Origin of the sequence: Paenibacillus segetis, assembly GCF_014639155.1 — a bacterium.
In the GTDB taxonomy this organism is placed as follows: Bacteria; Bacillota; Bacilli; order Paenibacillales; family Paenibacillaceae; genus Fontibacillus; species Fontibacillus segetis.
The window spans coordinates 953,269-972,448 of the sequence record NZ_BMFT01000001.1 but is presented as its reverse complement, the minus strand read 5'-3'; the positions used below and the strand labels follow the sequence as shown (position 1 = coordinate 972,448).

Here is a 19,180-nt window from a genome sequence, read left to right as displayed (position 1 = left end):
CTAACTCTTACTCGTTGTACGAATTGTTACAATAAACAAAATAGACCTATGAGTATCATCTCATAGGCCTTAACTACTCGTTTTATATCCCGTACGAAAGCCAAACCGACAATAATACAACAATAGAAAATACAATCTCACTTATCCCCGATTGCTTCACACTAATCTTCATTCGTGGAAACCAAAGAGCTCTTATTAGTAGTACACACGCAGACAAAACCATCATCCATGGAAGAAAACACATCGACAGCAACACCAAACAAACATGATATCCCACGGAGAAGTAATAGAATGATCTATTATTCTTCTCACGAATAATTGTTTTTACATAGAACGCTGTTCCGACAAAATATAGAATGCTAACAAAGAACAATTCCATTGCAGCGGAATAGTTTGTGCCTTCACCTATCTCAAAAGAGATAAAGACCATCAAGCTAAATTGCACAATAGCAGCGATATCATTGATTAGTGCTCGTTCGTTTTTTGTTTTAGCAAAATAAGCATTTACGAGGAATAAAGGTATGAACATCAGCGCTATAAGAATCATCTTAGGACGAAGAACAATGAGCCAAATGGCGAAAGGAACCAAGAGCGTACCGAAAAAAAGAATCGGACTCAGATACTGAATTGTCTTCTTCGTACGAATCCACTGGAGTATTGGGAACATCATTAAATATACAAGTAACCAACAAACAAAGAGTAATAAATGCTGTGGATTAGGCTCAGCAATGATCATACCGAACAAAAATGGAACGATAAGCATAGCCCAAGCACCATGCTGATTTGGAATATAATACTTCAACTTCAACAAAGTCTTCTCCCTTCTTGGCTGTTTTCCAATTTGCACATTTATTATATGGACAAACAAGAAACCGGTTTAGTGATTGACATCACTTCAATAATGACAGCTTATCAAAACCCCGTACCTATGACCAGAATCACTCTCGATTGATATTCTATCCGTTAAAATTGTCAAAATAAATAATCAGGGGGATATCAAATTGAGTACATATCAGATTTCAGCTTCTCAACACCAAAAACACATAACGGGTGCAGAATTACTCATTGAATGTCTGCTTGAAGAAAAAGTGGATACGATTTTTGGCTATCCAGGAGGAGCTGTCATTCCGATATATGATGCTCTTTACGACTGTAAGGAGATCAAGCATATCTTAACCAGGCACGAGCAAGCAGCCGTTCATGCAGCAGATGGTTATGCACGGGTCACGGGGAGACCAGGAGTAACGCTTGTGACTTCTGGACCCGGTGCGACAAATGCGATTACCGGCATTGCCAATGCATTCATGGATTCTGTACCACTCATCGTTCTGACGGGGCAGGTCCCCACTGATCTGATTGGACGCGACAGCTTTCAGGAAGTGAATATTTTCGGTATGACGATGGATGTAACCAAACATAACTATGTCGTCATGGATCTTGAACAATTGCCAAGGATTATTAAAGAAGCGTTTCATATCGCATCTACGGGAAGACCAGGTCCTGTGGTGATCGATCTACCGAAGAACATCATGAATGCTAAATCTGATCTTGGCCCTGAACACAAGATTTCAATTCGAGGGTATTCCGAGACTCCACAAATTGCTGATGAAACGATTAACACCATTTGGGACAAAATCAACTACGCTAAGCGACCTATCCTAATCGCAGGTGGAGGGGTCATCTCTTCAGGTGCAACAGATGAACTGCTAGTTTTAGCAGATAAAGCTAATATCCCCGTTGTAAGTACTTTGATGGGCATTGGTTCTTTCCCTACGAGTCACCCTCTTTATCTTGGGATGTTAGGCATGCACGGAACCTTTGCTGCTAATCGTGCGGTTCATCAAGCGGACCTATTACTATGTCTTGGTGCAAGATTCAATGATCGTCTGTCCGGTAAAGTTAAATCCTTCTCACCGGATTCCTGGAAAATTCATATCGATATCGATAATGCAGAGCTAAACAAAAATATCCCCGTGGATCTCGCCATCCAAGGAGATATTAGAAATTTACTTCTTAATTTGAATCGTCTATCCCTTCGGACCGCTACAACCTTATGGTCTCAAGAAACTGCCACCTGGCAGAAGAAGGTTCCCCATTTCGGAGCCGAACCAGGGATACTTAATCCACAAGAAGTCATCCAACTATTGAACAAATATACAAAAGGAGATGCTATTGTAGCTACGGATGTAGGCCAACATCAGATTTGGACTGCCCACCATTACCGATTTACTCACCCACGTTCCTTCCTGACATCAGGAGGTCTTGGTACGATGGGTTATGGTTTTCCTGCCGCAATCGGAGCAGCCGTAGCTGATATTTCTAGACCCATCCTCTGTATTACAGGTGACGGTAGTTTTCAGATGAACTTACAGGAAATGATGACAGCAGTCGACTACGGTTTACCTATCAAAATTGCCATATTAAATAACGGGTATCTTGGGATGGTACGACAATGGCAACAGTTATTTTATCAACGTCGCTATTCGTCAGTACAAATAACTTCCCCAGATTATGTGACATTTGCTAAGGCTTACGGCGTGCCCGGCTTACGTGCAGAAACCGTGATAGAAGCGGACTCTATCATACAAGAGGCTCTGCAAATTCCCGGTCCCGTTCTCATGGAATTTATCGTAAAGGAAGAACAAAATGTCTACCCTATGGTTCCTCCAGGAGAAAGTAATAATAGGATGATTATAGATGAACAGAATTAGATTAGCTGAATTATCACACTTGCCATAATAAAGGAGCCACCCAAATGGGTGGCTCCTCATCGTTACTATAAGCTTTGACCTTGTTTGCTTTCCTCTTGCCATTTGAGTTGCCATTCTTCCAGCTTTTGCTTACGAACAGAATCAAGCGCCCGCTGTTTCTCCTCATTCACACCTAATATGAAATGCAGATGGGCGCCGATCACTAGAAATGCAAACCCAGCCCATACCGCTCCAAATATAGAGACCCATCCTGTCCCAGGCTGGAATGAAATGAGAGGCAGAGCATATACCAGCATGCCCAAAGCTAGAATCAAATAGATTGCATGTGTAAACTTACTTTTCTTCTTCACAATCTTCATTTGCCGCAACTCCTTTGTTTCTTGAATCTATATCTCTATTCTATGAAGTAAATCAGAAGAATATGAGACAAATTACAAGAAATCAAGGAGAGATTCACAAACTATTGTTCCAACTCAGGGGAAGAACCATACAAATGCACTAGGCTGTCTGTAATGATCTTATTCACATCCTGAATTATCACGCTCAAACGACGTTCTGCTTCAAATAAACGCCGTATACTTAAGTTTTGACTTAATACTTCAAACAACTTCTCCATCTTCTCCATCTCTTCAGGAGATGGCATTTCACCCGTCATCATCCGCTGCTGTACCTCATTTTGGCGATTACGGAAGTCATCCAGCATACGTCTGCTCTCCGGATCAGCATCGATTATTTTCATAGCTGCATTAATTTCACTTACCTCAGGGCTCTCTTTCAAAGATTGTGCCAGTTCATGCGCCTTATCATAAATGTTCATCAATTTACGCCTCCTCAATATTTAAATACAAAATTAGGTTAATCACCAAGGATTATATGTCCTCATATGATGCATTACATGCACTTACGCAGAGTATACAATTGCCCCCAAAACATCAAGCCTAAGCTTGGAAGGAGATCCGCTACATGTCCTCCAAAAAAATAACGGTACAGATCATGAGTCCGGGATTGCTGGAAGACGACTGTCTCGTGCTCGGAGAAAATCTAATCAAACAGTGGAAAATCCCCACAAATCATTCACTGCAACTATCATTCGGATCATTTCGGCAGAGCATCAAGGTGATTCCATTATCCAAAGTTGACGGGGTGCGTATCAGCCAAGGAACTGCCAAAAAAATGGGTATCTTCCACAGATCCTCATTACGGATGGTATACCGCCCACATTCCTCCACAATCCATTTTGGACCACTGATTGGTGTACTGCTTAGTAGGGATTATCCGGATAATCCGGAGAGACCATTTGGTCCAATCACCATGTTCTGTAGGGAGCTTGTAAATGCATGTCAGCGGCAAGGGGCTTTTGTTTATTTTTTCACTCCTGAGCAAATCAACACAAACTCCAGCGTGATATCGGGCTGGGTTTATGGTGACGGCTGGAAGCGGACCACGGTACCGGCCGCAGACGTATTCTACAATCGCCTTACTTCTCGCAAATTAGAGAACAAACCTAGCGTACAGCAATTTATGAAAGATGTAAAATCTAGCTATGGTAGCCATGTCTTTAATGAAAAGTTCCTTGACAAGACGGAAGTGTTTGATGCGTTAGCTCATGATGCCTCATTAGCAAGGTACATGCCTGAATCTCATTTATTCCGAAATTTCGCCATGCTGAAAACGATGTGTAGCAAACACCCCATCGTTTTTCTAAAACCTATAAGGGGAAGTCTCGGGAAAGGAATCATCCGAATTTCCAGGATTGAGGGCGGGGGTTATCAGACTTTAACAGCACAAGTAGGAGGAACCAAGCGTCAAACTTATCCAGGACTCGCCAAACTCTTCTCAACCTTATCAGAGAAAATGAAAACAACACGTTATCAAATTCAACAAGGTCTTAACCTTATCGATGTATCCAAGCGTCCAGTCGACTTCCGGGCACTCGTGCAAAAAAATCTAGCTGGGAAATGGAATATTACCTCCATCGTTGCTCGAACTGCTGGAAACCAACATTTTGTATCTAATTTGGCTCGTGGAGGTTCACTCAGTACCGTGAAGGAAGCGATTGCTCTTAGTGCTCTACCAGGAGGCATCAAGACTAAAATCGGTACCCGTCTGCGAAAAGCAGCACTCGATATTGCAAACGGAGTGGATACCCAGATTCCTGCACACTTTGGAGAACTCGGAATCGATTTAGCCGTGGATACGACGGGGCGCATTTGGTTACTCGAAGTCAACTCCAAACCATCTAAAAACGATAACACTCCCCTTGGAGGAAATAAAATTCGTCCCTCGGTTAAACAAGTAATTGAATATGCTTGTTATTTGTCTGGCTTCACTGGGGGGAGAAGAAGATGAACAAACCTATTCCAGGCACAGTTGGGATCTTGGTTGACGAGAGCAGTGGCCCTCTCCCCTTCACCGAACCAGATTTCTGCCGCAAGCTTTGCATGATCGGTCGAAGATATAACATGGCGATTTATATCTTTTGTCCTACATGGGTTCATTCTGGAAAAAATCTAATTCCGGGGTTTACCTATGAGAATGGGAGCTGGATTAAGAAAATGTTCCCTTTCCCAGATATTATTTACGACCGTTTCTTCTCACGTGACAACAAACATCAAAGACTCAAACAACGCTGTTTATCTCTATTAACTGATAATCATCCCTTTGTCTATTTAACTCGCGGACTTGCTGGAAAGTGGGCCGTCTATCAGGCACTATGTAAATCCAAGGAGATCGCTCCATACCTACCCGAAACTATACAGTATACAGGGGCCATTCAATTGGCCGACTGGCTTTCTTCTCACGGAGGAGAAGCTTTTCTAAAACCCCAGCATGGAACACACGGAAAACGGACATTGCATGTCAAAATCACAAATATGGATGACAGACTTCGCGTAAGGGGCCGGAGCGGTAATAATACTATATTTCGAAGAATTTTCCGCAATAAAGCAGACGGTTTCGAATGGATAAATAAAATCACCGGCAAGCGAAACTATCTGCTACAGCAATATTTACAGCTCAACAGCTCACAGGAAGAACCTTTTGATATCAGAGTATTAATGCAAAAAAATCAAAATGGACTATGGAGCTTAACAGGAATGGCGGTGCGAGCAGGACGGAGGAATTCTTTGACCTCTAATCTTCATGGCGGGGGGACTGCCTATGAGGTGCTACCTTTTCTGGGTCGAGAATTAGGTACAACTGTCAGCAATGAACTCATTCATCTTATCACTCAATTATCAGAGAGGATCCCAAGTTATCTTGAATCTTACTTTGGTCGCCTCGCAGAACTCGGTATTGATTTCGGTGTCGACAAAGAAGGAAAAGTCTGGATTCTGGAAGTTAATTCCAAGCCAGGACGGTCCTCCTTCTCACAGATCGGTGATATGAAGAGCGCAAGAAGGTCGATTGAGAATCCGATTCATTACGCCCGTTACTTGCTGCTAAGCAGACCCCGCGAGTAGCAAAATTATAGGAGGAAAAATACATGAGTTTGACTTTTTGCAACGTCCATCTCACGGGGCAACCCCAAAGGGTCGTCTACGTGTCTGGGGCCTTAATGAAAAACCTGAAGCTGTCCGGAAAAAAGTCTGTTCGTCTCAGATTGGGTGGAGAACTCTTTCCCGCCACCCTCAAGCCGATTAAGAAAAGTGGAAACCATCTATATCTTTCCTCCGGTGTGCATAAAAAATTGAAAATCCCCCAAGCCGGTGGTATTCATCTGAGGACCCTACAAGACGGCGATGTTCAAATTGGCCCGCTCATTGGCATTTTATCTGACGGTCCAACATCTTCCGCTGTTAATCCTTTTGGATCTCGGACAGGATTTATTAAACAACTTCTGAGACAGGGTAGCAAACAGGCCTATATATTCGCCTTTACACCAAAAAATATCCATTGGGAAGACGAAAAGGTACATGGCTATTTTCTAAATGAAGCTGGGCGGTTTGTCCGGAAGACAGTACCTCTTCCCGATGTTGTATATAACCGACTGCCTAGCCGTCGTGCGGAAACTTCCTTATCGATAAATCAACTTCGCGAGCGGTTTATCCGCCGGAAAATACCTTTCTTTAACTGGAGCTTCTTCAATAAATCAGACATATACCGTCTGCTTGAAAAAGATCCTGTAGCAAACCGACATGTGCCTGAATCCATCATGAATCCATCACCAGAGCAAATCAAGGATTTGCTACAACGTCATTCTCTTATATACTACAAACCCAATAACGGTAGTCTTGGGCATGGGATTTATCGTTTATCTTATGTTGCTAAGAATGGATATTATGCTCGCTATCGTAAAGGAAACAAAAATGCACTACTTCGTTTTAATTCTTTCGGAAGCCTAATGCGAACATTTCAATCGCGGCATGGAAGTGCCCTCAGAGGTTACGTTGCACAGCAAGGTATCAGACTAATCGAAATCGATGGTTGCCCAATTGATTTCAGGTTCCACATGCATAAGAACGGAAAGAACCAGTGGGTTGTCGTAGGAATTGGAGCCAAAAAGGCTGGTAAAGGTAGTGTAACTACCCATCTTAAAAATGGTGGATCGTTATTGACTCCGGAACAAGCACTTGATCGAGCCTTTGGCTCAAGGGGAGATGAAGTCCTCCGCTATGCCAAATCCGTCGCTATCTCATTAGCAGAATCAATCGAAACTCATCAAAACCACCTAGTCGGGGAACTTGGCTTCGACATCGGGATCGACAAAGACGAAAAAGTATGGATGTTCGAAGCCAACGCCAAACCAGGACGTTCTATATTCAAGCATCCTTCCTTACGTAATGAGGGGAAAGCATCAGTTGAGCATATTTTAGAACATTGCCTATATTTAAGTAAATTCCGGAGGAGGGAAGGCTAATGATCCAAAGCCACCTCTCAGACGATAAAAAACCTGTCATTGCCGTTTTAACTGTAGAAGACGAATGGAAACATTTTAGGGGAAACCGCTCCAACTTCAAAGATATTATGAAAACAGGTCGGGAACTCAACTACCCAGTATATATTGTTACTACTAAAGATTTAAAGCTCTCCTCTTCACGGGTTCAAGGATACCTGTTCAATCCAGATGAGAAAGAATGGAATAAACAATGGTGTCCTCTTCCAGACATCATTTATAATCGAATTCCACTTCGTGAAGATGAACAAAAAAAAGTTGTCTTACGAAAAATCAATGAATGCCTCAACCACCATTCAATTCATATTTATAACCCTTACTTCTTCAACAAATGGCGTCTATTCGATTGGCTAAAAAAAGGCTCTTCTACTAAAGCACTAGTTCCAGATACCAAAAGGTTGCTGACCCCTAGATCGTTATCTGCCATGTTAAAGACTTATGGAAGTCTATATTTGAAACCTGAAAGTGGAAAAGCGGGCAAAGGAATCATGCTGCTGCAAATGGACGAACACAGTCCTATGCCATATCGTCTGACAATTCAAGGAAAAGTTAAGAAAAATGTAGTATATAAGACCGCCATACTATCCTCACTATGGAAAAGAATCAAAAGGGAGACAGGGAAAACACCTTATATCATGCAGGAAGGAATCACTTTGGCATCGTACCATAACCGACACTTTGATCTACGGGTGCTCGTGCAAAAAACGGGCAAAGGTGTCTGGATGGTCACAGGGGTCGGAGCTCGTCTGGCAGGACTCAAGCGAATTACAACTCATGTACCACAGGGGGGAAGTGTTGAAGATCCAGAAAAGCTACTAATGCCGTTATTTGGCCAGGAAATGACGACGAATTTGCTTAATCGTTTGAAATCCAACTCTCTACTCATAGCCAAACAACTTGAGAAGGGAGCGGGATATAATTTAGGTGAAATGTCCATGGACCTCGGCATAGATACTAATGGGAAAATGTGGTTTTTTGAAGCGAACGCCAAACCCATGAAGTTTGATGAACCACATATTCGCAAAAAATCACTGGAACGTATTTTTCAATATAGTCATTATTTATATCAACAGTCTAAAAAGTTAAGTTAACAAGGGAGGTACATCGTCATGGAAATCAGATCCTTGCTTGCCGATAAGGGGGTTGCTTGGGAGCTACAATTCAGTGAGATCCTGTCATTCATCCAACGTTTTGGCAGAAAAGTCATCAGCACAGAGAATTATCGCATTCTCCGAAAGCTATCTCCCAGAGATTTGGATACTCCGGGAACTTCTCTACTAGTAGCCACCATCAAAACTGAGGATGGCGAAAGAATAGCTGGAGTTTCCTGTGTGACCTCTTACGGCAAGGGGATCTGCTTAGTCGTCGTTCATTCCCTGTATCGTGGAACAGGATTAGGTTCAAAGCTTCTAATGAACCAATTATCCACTCTTGGACGATTGTCCTGCCGCGTTACCTTAAGCAACATTTCCAGTCTCCAAATGTGTTTTCACGCAGGTCTAAGTGCAAGAGGTATAGTCAAAGGTCTTAATGGCAAGACACTCCTGCTGTTAGAATAGAAGCTCGGTCTCCCTCTAACATAATAAAGTCGTGCCGCCAACGTCGTTCAAAGAAGGTGATTTTGTTGTCTCAACCCGTTCTAGGTATATTAACTTTATATCTTAATGATAAGAAGCAACTTGAAGAGCGGCATATTTATCAGCAAATGATATCAGAAGGACAAAGAATCGGATTGGATGTATTTGTATTTACGCCAATGGATGTATACGATAGCAAGGGAAAAATCTTCGCCCTATTTTATGATCCCAAAACAAAAACTTGGTCACGTAAATGGAGTAATTTCCCTAACCTCATTTTCGACCGCTGCAGGATTCAACACAGTAAACGATTCGAGCAATTAAAAAAATTCAGGGTTCGATATCGAAATTTGAAATTCCTCAATCGACCTCTACGCAACAAGTGGACCGTTCATCAAACACTTTACCAGAAATCGAAATTTCGTCCGTATTTACCTGAAACGGCTCTATTTCAAAGTTTCAACAATGTGACTTCAACTCTGAGGAACCATTCATCCGTATATATCAAACCCATTAACGGAACGGGGGGAAGGGGTATTCTGCGGATCGACAAACTAGGAAACGATAATTATTTAGTTCAAGGTAGAAAACAAACCCGCCAGATCATTCCTGCCCAGAAATTCAATGGAGCTCGTCTGAGTTCATATTTACTTCATTGGAAAGGAAAAACTCCTTTTATTGTCCAGCAAGGGATTCAGATTAAACTCCCAAGTGGTAGAGTCCATGACTATCGGATGCTGGTACAGAAGAACGGAAATGGAAAATGGGAGGTTACCGGCTGTGCAGGGCGTATAGGCCCCCCTCGTAGCGTCACTTCCAATTTACACGGAGGTGGGCATGCAGTCACGATGAATACGTTGCTCAAGGAATCGATCCCAAACGAAGAGAATCGAGTTGAGATTCGTAATACGGCGGAGAAATTCAGCCTTGAAGTTGCGGATTATTTGGAGGAGTCTTATGGAGCGCTATGCGAACTCGCTCTTGATCTAGCGATCGACAAGAGCGGCCATGTATACTTGCTCGAGGTCAACCCCAAACCAGCACGCGAGGTATTCAAGCAGTCGGGAGATTTAGAAGCCTATAGGCAGGCTATTATAAAACCACTTGAATATGCAATGTGGATGTACAAACAAAGCGCCGCCCCTTAAGGGTGGCGTTTATGTTATTAAGCATGCTAAGAAATGTATGAATACGATAGTAACGGAGGTATCATGTTTTGTATTTGACTACAGATTTTCAACAGAATACAGGGTGTACAAGCAATAAATTTTAGCCTAATATGGGGCTATAACTATACATACTGAAGGGATGTAGAGATGGAGAGAAGGACATTGAAGAGACCAGAAGCTATTATTTTTGACATGGATGGAACATTGTTTAAGACGGAGACGTTGCTTATTCCTGTATATCATCAAGTATTTGATCAGCTGCGATTAGAAGGTTTATACTCCGGAGAAACACCACCTGAGGAGATTATTTTAAGCTGTCTTGGTATGTTGCTAGATCAAATTTGGAAGAAGGTCCTTCCAAACCATGATGAAGTTGTTCATCTTCGGGCAGATGAATTATTGTTACAACTTGAACATGAGGGATTACAAGAGTATGCTACTGAATTATACCCGAGAGTAGCAGAAACATTGATGAAGTTAAGAGAGCATGGAGTACGTCTTTTTGTGGCTAGTAATGGACTGGAGTTATATGTGAAGGACGTAGCGGAAACTCATAAGATAATATCATTATTTGAAGGGGTTTATAGCGCTGGAGAACATAAAACCAAATCCAAAGTGGAATTGGTCAGACTTTTGCTAGATAACCACGGAGTAAACAATGCATGGATGGTTGGTGACCGTTCCTCTGATGTGGAAGCAGGTCAGAAGAATGGTCAGACTGTAATTGGGTGTGCATATGCCGGTTTTGGTGCAGGTATTGAATTGGATGGTGCTGACGTTTTGATCACATCCTTCGATGAGTTGATTCAATTGTATGATGAGGCTTTCTAATACAATAATTGTGTTATCTTGGAGTTTTGGTAAATGGTGATAAAAAACAGCAAGTATCCGGGTTATTGGAAACTAGCTGTTTGTTATTTTATTCAATTACGGCATGTAATGTTGCTACTGGACTTTCAATACCAGTAACGGCGTAAACAAGACTCTCTTCTTCTGCTTTAGCTTCTACAGTAACTGGATATGCTGGTGGCAGTATCACAATTGTATAACGACAAAACAACAAAAACAAAAAAACAAGCAGAATCCCGAATGGGTTTCTGCTTGTTTTTCAATTTGACCTATAACCTTCGAATCTTAAGCTTTGTCAGCTCCATTCAACCGGTAACCACCGTGGAAAACGGGTCCAACATATTCATTAAATTGATATCCTGCACGGATTGCTTCTGTTACAAAGTCTTTCGCCTTCGCTACAGCCTCTTGCACAGTAAGCCCATTGGCTAAACCACCAGTTATGGCAGCCGCAAATGTACAACCCGCTCCATGATTATGAGCTGGCTCAATTTTAGCAGTTTCATACACAGTAAACTCCGATCCATCATAAAAAAGATCAATAGCCTTTTCGCCATCCAAAGCTTTTCCGCCTTTAATGACCACATTCTCTGCACCTAGCTCGTGGATTTTCTTGGCAGCTTCCTTCATATCGTCAATTGTAGAAAGCTTACCTAAACCGGATAATACTCCAGCTTCAAAAAGATTTGGTGTCGTAACCGTAGCAAGCGGTAGAAGCAAATCACGAATCGCATCCGCACTATCGGGATTCAAAACTTCGTCCTCCCCTTTACATACCATAACAGGGTCAATGACAACATTTTTTTGTTGATTGGCTAAAATCGTAGACTCCACCACTTTAATGATGTCTACGCTGCCTAACATCCCAGTCTTCATAGCGTCCACTGGCCCGCCAGCTAAAATCGTCTTCAATTGTTCAGCAACAAGCGTTGCATCCATTGGATAGACCTTATGATGCCAACCATTATCCGGATCCATAGTCACGATCGTTGTTAGCGCGCTGAATCCATAAGTTCCATATTCCTGAAAGGTCTTCAAATCAGCTTGAATACCTGCACCACCACTAGAATCACTACCAGCAACCGTTAACGTTTTTCGCACACTCATAAAGATAATTCTCCTTGTCCCATTATATTCAAACCTAAAAAATATATTGTCTTATTATATCAGAAAACTTGAAATAAAATGGCTATAAATAATTTTTGAAGATACAAAAAGATGAATGGATAATTTACCAGCCTAAATTTTTGGCTTTTGGAGATTATAACTTGTGGGGATAACAACTTCATTGGAGGCGATCACACACATGAAAAAAATATCTGTGGCCATTTTGTCAGCTTGTTTACTACTCTCAACAGTCTCTGCAGTAAGTGCAAGTGCCGCTCCTGCAACACATAAACATCATGAAGTAAAAGCTCATGAGAAAAAAATGCATATGAAGAGCCATAAAGCAAAAAGCATCAAAACCAAAAGCATAAAAGCAAAAAGCATCAAAGCAAAAGCTACAAAAATGCCAAAAACCGGGTTCGGTGGCGCGAGCGAACAAACCGAGTAGGAGGATGAAAGAGGGACAAATAGCTCCCTCTTTCTTTTCTTAAATATGAAAAAGTGGATATCCGTATGCATAATAATCATGTTTACTTGCAGCCTTGTTAGTTGTTCAAGCCCTAATATCCAAAAGAATAAGCAGCAGAATAATCCATCTAGTTCATCTCAACCTCCAGTGATAAACAAGGTCCCCACAGGGCCAAAAATGCTGCAGGAGACTCAAGAAATTAAAGCCAAACAACCTGAAATCAAACCATTTATGCCAACTCAGCTAGTAATTCCTGCCATTCATGTTTCTGCGAAAATTGTTCCGATAGGTCTGCTTAAAGACGGTCAAATGGCTGTTCCAAAAGATACAACACTCGTTGGCATTCTACAACCCGGTATATTGGCTGGTGGGAAAGGTAATATTATTTTGGACGGACATGTAGATAGTTACACCGGTCCAGCTATTTTTTTTAATTTAAAAAAACTAAAACGTGGAGACGCTGTTATTGTTCGTAATAATAAAACTGGACGTCAACTAACTTATACAGTTGAATCCGTTGAAATATATAATACTTTCGAGGCTCCTGAAGACCGGATCTTTGGAGAAACTGATGACTCCCGTTTAAATTTGATTACATGCACTGGAAAATACAGCAGAAAGAAACAAGAACACGAAAAAAGACTTGTTGTATATACAAAACTGGAATATAAATGATAATCAAACCATAAAAAAAGGAACGCTATTAATAATAGTAGCGTTCCTTTATTGTCTTTAATGTCTATTTATTTGCCACTGGCAGATTTATACCAATCATTTACTTCCGTTGTAATTTGATCCCCGCCAGTTTTCTTCCAGTTAGCTACCATCGTATCAAACTCATCGATTGGGGATTGGCCGTATACAATTTTTGAATATGTTTGACGGATCAGTTTCAACAGCAGTTCATTCTTCGAAGTCATCGTTTCAGTTAGTGGTCCTTGGAAGTAATTCTTCATACGAATATCCTTCTGATCCAACACGATCTTCATCGCATCAACATTCTCTTTCTTACGGCTGTTAGCTGTTGCAATTTCATAAGGTGTTTCTGGCTTGCCACCGTCCGCCAGCTTACTCATAGTCTCTGCATATAATGCAGGATCACGTGCACCCTCATAAGTAAGCGAGTAGTAGATCGGTTCAACCAAATGTGTACGGTCTCCATACCCTGGGAATAGGTCAGGATATTTAGCAGGATCCTTCGTAATTGTACCGTCTGGTAGCTTCGCATAGTCATAACCTTCCGCGAATCCGTTCTCGAACTCACTACCTGCTTGCGGATTAGCCCAGTTATCGAAGAAGAAGTTATAATAACGTAGAAGCGCTTCTGGATTCTTTGCGTCCTTATTGATCAACATCCAACCGTTAACTGACGGATTACCACTTTGCGACCCAATTTTTCCATCAGGACCAGCCGGAATCGGATAACCTTTGTATTTTGCTGTTGGAACATTGTTTAACAAATCACCAAACGGCCAATCCGGTAACCAGTTACGGCCAACGATCGCACCTGCTTGCCCTTTGGTGAATAGCTCATATCCACCTGTTTCGTCGATCATACCTGAATCTTTGGAAATATATCCTTTATCCATCCATGATTTCAATGTTTCAAGCGCTTGCTTAGCACCAGGATCAACTGAACCGTAGGTCAAACTACCATCTGCTGCTTTGTTCCATAACTCAGGCATTGTACCATATGCACCGAACACCCAGCTGATATCAGCAATCCAGCTCAGATAAGTATTCTTGAATCCAGCTGCAAGACCAAGTGTATCCTTCTTACCATTGCCATCGGGATCTTGGTTAACAAATGCGTCCATAATATTCTCGAAATCAGCAATTGTCTTCGGTGCTTGTAATCCAAGCTTATCCATCCAATCTTGACGTAACCATAGCAACATATCATCGTTGTAAGCATAGTCCAACACCGGCAATGCCATCATTTTGCCATCGCGGGTTACTGGTAGCAAAGTATCCGGGTTCAGTGCCACACCTTTTTTGTAAGCCTCACCTGCATACTTGTCGAACAGGTCACTAACGTCCATGAACTGACCAGAATCGATCAACATATTGACTGTTTCCATGTCGCCCCGGTAGGTGATGACATCCGGCATTTTATCCCCAGAGGAAAGCATAAGTCGTATCTTCGTTTTATAAGCCTCATTTGTATCAGTTACAACCCAATCGTATTTCACATCGATGCCTAACTTATCTTTCATATAAGTATTAAGAACGTTATTCTCCATAGTTTCGCCAGTCTTGTAGTAGTAATTGTTACCGACGGCTTTTACAGTCGTAATTGTAATTGGATCAACATATTTGCTACCATCCCAACCGGTTTCGTCAACGGCACTATTTGAGTTCTTTCCATCGGTATTGCTAGTTTTACTCTGGTTATTCGTGCCAGAATTGCTGGCTGAAGGCTTATTGTTGTTGCCTCCCGAGCAAGCAGTCACACTGAGCGCCAAAGCTGTAATCAGCAATACACTGAACATTCGTTTGAATCGCATCTTATTCATTTCCCCCTATGCAATATTGTGAGCGCTTACCAACACTCTACATTTTAAACTATAAATCTCGTTTTGGAATTAGGATATACCCGAGATTTGGGGCAGATACTAATTTATTATCTTCTTGCTTTGTTATTCTTTTATTGCCCCGAGCACGATTCCCTTTACGAAATACCGCTGCATAAACGGATACACAACCAGTACTGGTAACATTCCGATAAATATCTGAGCGGCCTTCACTGTCCGCGTTGAAATGTTAATCAGCTCTCTTGGATCTGCAATCAACTTACTGAAATCCTGCTGCACAATAACGGTCTGCAGAAATGTTGCAAGTGGATAGTTGCGGTAATTGTTAATATATAACAATCCGTCGAACCAAGCATTCCAACTTCCGACGATAGAGAACAATGATAATGTAGCTATGGATGCCATCGCAAGCGGTAAGTAGATCCGAAACAGAACGGTAAAGTGTCCAGCTCCATCAATCAGTGCCGCCTCCTCCAATTCCTTCGGCGTTGCCCTGAAGAAATTCATGAGAAGAATCATATTAAACACTTGCACCGCACCTGGTAATACGAGTGCCCATATGGTATCCATGAGATGCAAATTGCGTACAACCATATACAAAGGAATCATTCCACCAGTGAATAACATGGTGAATACGAAATACCAAGCATAGATATTGCGGCTTTTGAGAACCGTCGAATCCTTGGACAAAGAATATCCGGCAAGCGTAATAACACTCATGGTCATAAAAGTGCCCAGTATAGTTCGTCCTATTGAAATGAAGAACGCCCGCAAGAAATTCGGATTGTTTAAGGTCTTTGAGTACGATTCAATACTAAAATCAATGGGTAACAACCCAACCAGATGCGCATTGGCAGGTGCACTCGCACTGAAGCTGATTGCTAAGATGTGAATGATTGGCAAGAGGCATAACAATCCGGCCATGATAAGTAAGATGTAATTGAATATGGTGAATACCCTGTATCCCGGTGTTTTATAATACATGTCCGCACCCCCTTAGAATATTTTGTAGTCCGCCAGCTTGTATGCCAACCTGTAACCAATCACAATGAGTACAAATCCAACTAACGATTTAAAGACGCCAACTGCTGTTGCAAAGCTATACTGACCATTCAGAATACCCGTGCGATACACGAAAGTATCGATGATATCACCTTTATCGTAAACAAGTGGATTATATAAATTGAATATTTGGTCGAAGCCCGCGTTGAGAATATTACCGATAGCAAGTGTGGCTACCACAATAACGATAGGTGTAAGAGATGGAATCGTCACGCTTAGTGTTTGCCTCCAGCGATTTGCACCATCAACCTCTGCCGCTTCATACAGTGATGGATTAACCCCGGCAAGGGCCGCAAGATAAACGATCGTTCCAAAACCAAATTGCTGCCAAACATCACTGACGACGACGATAAAGCGGAACCAATTGCCACTAGCCAGAAACATGATCGGTTCAAGGCCGAACCAATTTTGTAGCATCATGTTAATAATGCCGTCAGATGAGAGCATGTCGCTCAATATTCCCCCAAGGAACACCCAAGAAATGAAATAAGGCAAATATACGAGCGTTTGTACCGTTCTTTTGACCGAATTACGTCTGACTTCATTTAACAGTAGCGCAAATGTAAATGGCACTATGATATTAAATAGGATCTTTAATCCAGCGATCAGCGCGGTATTCAGAATAACCTGCTTGCTATCCGGGTATTCGAACATATACCGAAAATGCTCTAATCCTGCCCATTTGGAACCCCAAATCCCATCATATGGTTTGAAATTTTTGAATGCGATTACAAGCCCACTAAGCGGCATATAACCAAAAATAAACTGTAATACGACGGCGGGCAGCAGCATCACATGCAATGGCCATGTCCGTTTTAGAAAACCTTTAAGTCCGGGCCGCGTAGCCAGAGTGCTTTTTACACTCATCTTTTTTGTTGTTTCCATGCCCATAATCCTCTCTAAGTTCATTTTTACGGATTGACATCCACGACATCATCCTGCAATAGTAAGTATACCAATGACCTTTTTTGGCCGTCTGCGCCGATTATTTTGGAACGATGCCTCATTTTTTGTTTCCTGCATTTTTGTTATGAAGGAGTCACGTGTTCATGAACATACGTCTAAATACCTTTACTAAGATTGTCGGGCTAATTCTAATATTGCTGATTCCGATCATCGTACTCTACTGGTTCTCCAATCAGACCAGTCTAAGTGTGGTTTCAGATGAAGTTGAGAAGTCGATGTATAAGGATCTTACTTACTTTGCGGCCCAGACAGATAATACAGCCGCACAGTTATCCAACAGTGGTCTCATTCTTAGTGAGGATCTCGATGTAAGGGTGCTCGAGTTCATTGATATCGCGACACTGTACGAGCAAACTACCGAGAAAATGCGCATTGAGGACAAGCTCAGGCTAATGATTGCCTCCTCAACTTGGGATACGACGCTTAGCATTTATGCACCAGGTACCAATACCTTTGTAACCTCCAACATCTCAGTGCAATATGATAAAGAGCTTATCCGTCGCAATTTTTCACGAGCTTGGCGATATACAGAAGATGTGCATTCCAGTTTTCGCAACCAACCGCGTTTTGTCCGTTACATCACAGAACCATTTAACTCCTCGCTGGACAAAGCTACACTAATAGTGGAAGTAAGCTTTCCTGCCACGGATTTGATCAAAGCGCTCGATCGCTTCAAAGAAGGTGGCAAAGGTGATCCTTTCTTTATCACTCCTGACCATCATGTCATCAACGCTATAAACGCCGATAATAAACTACAAACCGAACTAGTCAACAAACTAGACATGCAAGCGTTAACACAAATGACATTTTCACGTTTTTCACTCTCTGGTAGCGAATATGCTGTAAGCTGCGTATGGATGCCAAGGCTAGGACTATATCTCGTTGATTACTTACCGATCCAGAACGTAGTGCGGCCGATTACGGCGAATAGCTACCTATTCTACAGTTTGATTGTTTTCCTGCTCATCGGCAGTACGATTGCTGCTTACTTCTTATACATCAATGTTCAGGTACCGATTCGTGAACTCATTCGCGGCGTCCACAGGATGAAGCGAGGTGACTACTCGAATGTCAATGTCTTACATCCAAATAACGAATTCCACTTTTTACTTGTCAGCTTTAATGACATGGCAAAGCAAATCGAGCAACTTATTCAGAACGTCTACATGGAGCAGATTACCTCTCGGGATGCCAAGCTTAAACAGCTACAATCCCAAATCAACCCGCACTTTTTATATAACTGCTTTTCGCTCATCCGCAGTCTGACTAGGCTCGGTGAGAAAGAAACCGTCATGCAATTGTCGATGCATCTAAGTAAATATTATCGATATACAACCCGCTCCGAGCGCCAGCTAGCTGAACTTCGGGAAGAGCTTGATTTAGTCAATAGCTATCTAGCAATTCAAGCGATACAGATACAGGACCTTACATATGAAATCGATGTCCCAGAGCAATTTGCTCAGCTTGAACTGCCGCGTCTTATTCTCCAGCCGCTGGTAGAAAACGCTGCCCTTCACGGTATTGAACCCGTTGGGGGTGGAACGATTCGTATCATCGCTAGTAGTGATGATGAATATAATATTATTTCCGTCGAAGACGATGGCATTGGTTTAACAGAAGAACAACTCGTTGCCTTGCAGAGAGAGATTGTGATGCCTCCAACGGATGACAAGGGTTGTGCCTTATGGAATACAAGACAAAGAATGCAACTGCAATTTGGGACGAATGCGGGACTCCGCATTTTAAGGCGAAAGGAAGGTGGGGTTGAGGCTCAGCTCTACTGGCCAAAATTTAAGGACTCTGACAATGATTTGTAGACAGGTCTTATCTATCTAGGAGGGA

At 42.1% G+C, this 19,180-nt stretch carries 19 protein-coding genes; 11 read left to right on the top strand and 8 right to left on the bottom strand.

Annotated elements, in window-relative coordinates:
• Positions 1 to 82: 82 nt before the first annotated feature.
• Entirely contained in the window at positions 83 to 808 is a 726-nt protein-coding gene (locus IEW05_RS04180) for a YwiC-like family protein (protein WP_188536111.1), read from the bottom strand.
• 193 nt (positions 809 to 1,001) lie between these two features.
• On the opposite strand from IEW05_RS04180, the gene ilvB reads away from it, so the two are divergent.
• Entirely contained in the window at positions 1,002 to 2,711 is a 1,710-nt protein-coding gene (gene ilvB, locus IEW05_RS04175) for a biosynthetic-type acetolactate synthase large subunit (RefSeq protein ID WP_229753250.1), read from the top strand.
• Positions 2,712 to 2,776: 65 nt separating this feature from the next.
• Here ilvB and IEW05_RS04170 read toward each other — a convergent pair whose 3' ends face one another.
• Both IEW05_RS04170 and IEW05_RS04165 read right to left on the bottom strand, forming a co-directional pair.
• Positions 2,777 to 3,070 (bottom strand): hypothetical protein, encoded by a 294-nt coding sequence (locus IEW05_RS04170; RefSeq protein ID WP_188536109.1) that lies wholly within the window; start codon positions 3,068 to 3,070, stop codon positions 2,777 to 2,779.
• 101 nt (positions 3,071 to 3,171) lie between these two features.
• Positions 3,172 to 3,528 (bottom strand): YlbF/YmcA family competence regulator, encoded by a 357-nt coding sequence (locus IEW05_RS04165; protein WP_188536107.1) that lies wholly within the window; start codon positions 3,526 to 3,528, stop codon positions 3,172 to 3,174.
• 146 nt (positions 3,529 to 3,674) lie between these two features.
• Here IEW05_RS04165 and IEW05_RS04160 point away from each other — a divergent pair, with 146 nt between their 5' ends.
• The 7 genes from IEW05_RS04160 to IEW05_RS04130 all read left to right on the top strand — a co-directional run bounded on the left by IEW05_RS04160 (position 3,675) and on the right by IEW05_RS04130 (position 11,182).
• Positions 3,675 to 5,060 carry a YheC/YheD family endospore coat-associated protein gene (locus tag IEW05_RS04160; protein WP_188536105.1) on the top strand — a complete coding sequence of 462 codons (1,386 nt, stop codon included), beginning with the start codon at positions 3,675 to 3,677 and terminating at the stop codon, positions 5,058 to 5,060.
• Complete coding sequence (locus IEW05_RS04155) at positions 5,057 to 6,172, top strand: YheC/YheD family endospore coat-associated protein (RefSeq protein ID WP_188536103.1); 1,116 nt, start codon at positions 5,057 to 5,059, stop codon at positions 6,170 to 6,172. Before IEW05_RS04160 ends, IEW05_RS04155 begins: the two co-directional genes overlap by 4 nt.
• A 23-nt stretch (positions 6,173 to 6,195) precedes the next feature.
• On the top strand, positions 6,196 to 7,569 hold the full coding sequence (locus tag IEW05_RS04150; RefSeq protein ID WP_188536101.1) for a YheC/YheD family endospore coat-associated protein: 1,374 nt from the start codon (positions 6,196 to 6,198) through the stop codon (positions 7,567 to 7,569).
• Positions 7,569 to 8,696 carry a YheC/YheD family endospore coat-associated protein gene (locus IEW05_RS04145; protein ID WP_188536099.1) on the top strand — a complete coding sequence of 376 codons (1,128 nt, stop codon included), beginning with the start codon at positions 7,569 to 7,571 and terminating at the stop codon, positions 8,694 to 8,696. Before IEW05_RS04150 ends, IEW05_RS04145 begins: the two co-directional genes overlap by 1 nt.
• 18 nt (positions 8,697 to 8,714) lie before the next feature.
• Positions 8,715 to 9,164, top strand: a complete 450-nt coding sequence (locus IEW05_RS04140; RefSeq protein WP_188536096.1) for a GNAT family N-acetyltransferase — start codon at positions 8,715 to 8,717, stop codon at positions 9,162 to 9,164.
• A gap of 56 nt (positions 9,165 to 9,220) precedes the next feature.
• Entirely contained in the window at positions 9,221 to 10,330 is a 1,110-nt protein-coding gene (locus IEW05_RS04135; protein WP_373285778.1) for a YheC/YheD family endospore coat-associated protein, read from the top strand.
• A 168-nt stretch (positions 10,331 to 10,498) separates the two neighbouring features.
• Positions 10,499 to 11,182, top strand: a complete 684-nt coding sequence (locus IEW05_RS04130; protein WP_188536093.1) for an HAD family hydrolase — start codon at positions 10,499 to 10,501, stop codon at positions 11,180 to 11,182.
• An 88-nt stretch (positions 11,183 to 11,270) separates the two neighbouring features.
• Here IEW05_RS04130 and IEW05_RS25565 read toward each other — a convergent pair whose 3' ends face one another.
• Complete coding sequence (locus IEW05_RS25565) at positions 11,271 to 11,414, bottom strand: hypothetical protein (protein ID WP_194434088.1); 144 nt, start codon at positions 11,412 to 11,414, stop codon at positions 11,271 to 11,273.
• A 71-nt stretch (positions 11,415 to 11,485) separates the two neighbouring features.
• Complete coding sequence (gene pdxK / locus IEW05_RS04125) at positions 11,486 to 12,307, bottom strand: pyridoxine/pyridoxal/pyridoxamine kinase (protein WP_188536092.1); 822 nt, start codon at positions 12,305 to 12,307, stop codon at positions 11,486 to 11,488.
• A gap of 199 nt (positions 12,308 to 12,506) precedes the next feature.
• Here pdxK and IEW05_RS04120 point away from each other — a divergent pair, with 199 nt between their 5' ends.
• Both IEW05_RS04120 and IEW05_RS04115 read left to right on the top strand, forming a co-directional pair.
• The gene (locus IEW05_RS04120) at positions 12,507 to 12,755 is read left to right on the top strand and encodes a hypothetical protein (RefSeq protein ID WP_188536091.1); all 249 of its coding nucleotides are present in this window, start codon (positions 12,507 to 12,509) and stop codon (positions 12,753 to 12,755) included.
• Between the two features lie 45 nt (positions 12,756 to 12,800).
• Positions 12,801 to 13,451: a class F sortase gene (locus IEW05_RS04115; protein WP_229753249.1), complete on the top strand. Its 651-nt coding sequence runs from the start codon at positions 12,801 to 12,803 to the stop codon at positions 13,449 to 13,451.
• Positions 13,452 to 13,519: 68 nt separating this feature from the next.
• On the opposite strand, the gene IEW05_RS04110 is transcribed toward IEW05_RS04115, so the two are convergent.
• From IEW05_RS04110 to IEW05_RS04100, 3 genes are all read right to left on the bottom strand, one after another.
• Positions 13,520 to 15,283: an extracellular solute-binding protein gene (locus IEW05_RS04110; protein WP_188536089.1), complete on the bottom strand. Its 1,764-nt coding sequence runs from the start codon at positions 15,281 to 15,283 to the stop codon at positions 13,520 to 13,522.
• Positions 15,284 to 15,415: 132 nt separating this feature from the next.
• Positions 15,416 to 16,294, bottom strand: coding sequence for a carbohydrate ABC transporter permease (locus IEW05_RS04105; RefSeq protein ID WP_188536088.1), 879 nt, complete (start codon positions 16,292 to 16,294; stop codon positions 15,416 to 15,418).
• 12 nt (positions 16,295 to 16,306) lie between these two features.
• Positions 16,307 to 17,239 carry an ABC transporter permease gene (locus IEW05_RS04100; protein ID WP_229753413.1) on the bottom strand — a complete coding sequence of 311 codons (933 nt, stop codon included), beginning with the start codon at positions 17,237 to 17,239 and terminating at the stop codon, positions 16,307 to 16,309.
• A 182-nt stretch (positions 17,240 to 17,421) separates the two neighbouring features.
• Here IEW05_RS04100 and IEW05_RS04095 point away from each other — a divergent pair, with 182 nt between their 5' ends.
• Positions 17,422 to 19,155 carry a sensor histidine kinase gene (locus IEW05_RS04095; RefSeq protein ID WP_188536086.1) on the top strand — a complete coding sequence of 578 codons (1,734 nt, stop codon included), beginning with the start codon at positions 17,422 to 17,424 and terminating at the stop codon, positions 19,153 to 19,155.
• Positions 19,156 to 19,180: the final 25 nt, after the last annotated feature.

Excerpts from the sequence above, each read along its gene's own strand:
- IEW05_RS04170 (WP_188536109.1), bottom strand. The coding sequence starts at position 3,070 with ATGAAGATTGTGAAGAAGAAAAGTAAGTTTACACATGCAATCTATTTG.
- IEW05_RS04165 (WP_188536107.1), bottom strand. The coding sequence starts at position 3,528 with ATGAACATTTATGATAAGGCGCATGAACTGGCACAATCTTTGAAAGAG.
- IEW05_RS04160 (WP_188536105.1), top strand. The coding sequence starts at position 3,675 with ATGTCCTCCAAAAAAATAACGGTACAGATCATGAGTCCGGGATTGCTG.
- IEW05_RS04155 (WP_188536103.1), top strand. The coding sequence starts at position 5,057 with ATGAACAAACCTATTCCAGGCACAGTTGGGATCTTGGTTGACGAGAGC.
- IEW05_RS04150 (WP_188536101.1), top strand. The coding sequence starts at position 6,196 with ATGAGTTTGACTTTTTGCAACGTCCATCTCACGGGGCAACCCCAAAGG.
- IEW05_RS04145 (WP_188536099.1), top strand. The coding sequence starts at position 7,569 with ATGATCCAAAGCCACCTCTCAGACGATAAAAAACCTGTCATTGCCGTT.
- IEW05_RS04140 (WP_188536096.1), top strand. The coding sequence starts at position 8,715 with ATGGAAATCAGATCCTTGCTTGCCGATAAGGGGGTTGCTTGGGAGCTA.
- IEW05_RS04130 (WP_188536093.1), top strand. The coding sequence starts at position 10,499 with ATGGAGAGAAGGACATTGAAGAGACCAGAAGCTATTATTTTTGACATG.
- pdxK (WP_188536092.1), bottom strand. The coding sequence starts at position 12,307 with ATGAGTGTGCGAAAAACGTTAACGGTTGCTGGTAGTGATTCTAGTGGT.
- IEW05_RS04120 (WP_188536091.1), top strand. The coding sequence starts at position 12,507 with ATGAAAAAAATATCTGTGGCCATTTTGTCAGCTTGTTTACTACTCTCA.
- IEW05_RS04115 (WP_229753249.1), top strand. The coding sequence starts at position 12,801 with ATGAAAAAGTGGATATCCGTATGCATAATAATCATGTTTACTTGCAGC.
- IEW05_RS04110 (WP_188536089.1), bottom strand. The coding sequence starts at position 15,283 with ATGCGATTCAAACGAATGTTCAGTGTATTGCTGATTACAGCTTTGGCG.
- IEW05_RS04105 (WP_188536088.1), bottom strand. The coding sequence starts at position 16,294 with ATGTATTATAAAACACCGGGATACAGGGTATTCACCATATTCAATTAC.
- IEW05_RS04100 (WP_229753413.1), bottom strand. The coding sequence starts at position 17,239 with ATGAGTGTAAAAAGCACTCTGGCTACGCGGCCCGGACTTAAAGGTTTT.
- IEW05_RS04095 (WP_188536086.1), top strand. The coding sequence starts at position 17,422 with ATGAACATACGTCTAAATACCTTTACTAAGATTGTCGGGCTAATTCTA.